This is a genomic window from Streptomyces sp. UNOC14_S4 (assembly GCF_020740835.1).
In the GTDB taxonomy this organism is placed as follows: domain Bacteria; phylum Actinomycetota; class Actinomycetes; order Streptomycetales; family Streptomycetaceae; genus Streptomyces.
This window is the reverse complement of record NZ_JAINFC010000930.1, coordinates 1-1,297: the sequence shown is the minus strand read 5'-3', so window position 1 is coordinate 1,297 and position 1,297 is coordinate 1. Positions and strand designations below refer to the sequence as shown.

At 77.0% G+C, this 1,297-nt stretch carries 1 protein-coding gene; it reads left to right on the top strand.

What is annotated here, in order from left to right; genetic code table 11:
* On the top strand, positions 1-1,257 hold a 1,257-nt coding region (locus tag K6I34_RS37100; protein WP_238490348.1), incomplete at its 5' end, for an aminotransferase class V-fold PLP-dependent enzyme.
* Between the last annotated feature and the right edge of the window lie 40 nt (positions 1,258-1,297).

Here is a 1,297-nt window from a genome sequence, read left to right as displayed (position 1 = left end):
CACCCCCACTGCGTGGCACACTTGCACTGCCCGCCCCTCGCCGTCGCCGTGGCCGCGGACCTCGTCGCCTCGGCCCTCAACCCCTCGATGGACTCCTGGGACCAGGCGCCCGCCGCCGCGGTCATCGAGGAGGAGGTCACCGCCGCCCTCGCGCGCCTGGTGTACGCGGACCGGCCCGCCGCGGACGCGGTCGTCACCAGCGGCGGCACCGAGTCCAACCTCGTCGCCCTGCTGCTGGCGCGCGAGCGGGCCCGCGCCGCCGGAGCCGGGGAGCCCCGGGTGTTCGTCGGCGCCAACGCCCACCACAGCGTGCGCCGCGCCGCCTGGATGCTCGGCCTCCCCACGCCCGTCACGATCGACTGCCCGGGCGGCCGGATGAGCCCCGCGGCCCTCGACCGCGCGCTGGTGGAGCACGGCCGGGGCCCCGCCCTGGTCGTCGCCACGGCCGGTACGACGGACGCGGGCGCGATCGACCCGCTGCCCGAACTAGCCGACGTGGCCCGCACGCACGGGGCCGAACTGCACATCGACGCCGCCTACGGCGGGCCCCTGCTGTTCAGCGACCGCCTCGCGCCCCGGCTGGCCGGGATCGAGCACGCGGTGTCGGTGACGTACGACCTGCACAAGCTGGGCTGGCAGCCGGCCGCGGCGGGCGTGCTCGCGGTCGCCGACACGGCCCTGCTGGAGCCGCTGTCCCTGACCGCCGACTACCTCAACGCCGACGACGACACCGAAGCGGGCCTGCCCGACCTGCTCGGCCGCTCCATCCGCACCACGCGCCGCCCGGACGTCCTGAAGATCGCGGCGACCCTGCGCGCCCTCGGCCGCCGGGGAATGGCCGACGTGGTGGAGCACTGCGTCGACACCGCCGAGGAGTTCGCCCGTGCCGTCGACGCCCACCCGGCGCTGCGCGGCCGCCCCGGCGCGCCCGGCATCAGCACCGTGCTGTTCCGGCCGGTGGCCGCCGACGCCCTGCCCGGCGAGGCGGGCGACGAGCTCGTCGCCGCCGTCCGCCGGGACCTGCTCGCCGAAGGCCACGCGGTCCTGGGCCGGGCCCTGGCGGAGGACGCCGACGGACGCGAGCGGCTGTGGCTGAAGGTGACACTGCTGCACCCGCGCACCACCGCGGCGGACCTCGGCCACCTGCTCAAGCTCGTCGCCGCGCAGGCGGAGTACGCCGCATCGGCGGAGTACGCCGCGTCCGCGGAGTGCGCCGTTCCGGCGGAGAGCTCCGCTGCGGACGGTGCCGGTTCGTAGCGCGCCGTAAAGCCCCCCGTTCCCGTCCCTGTCCCCGTTC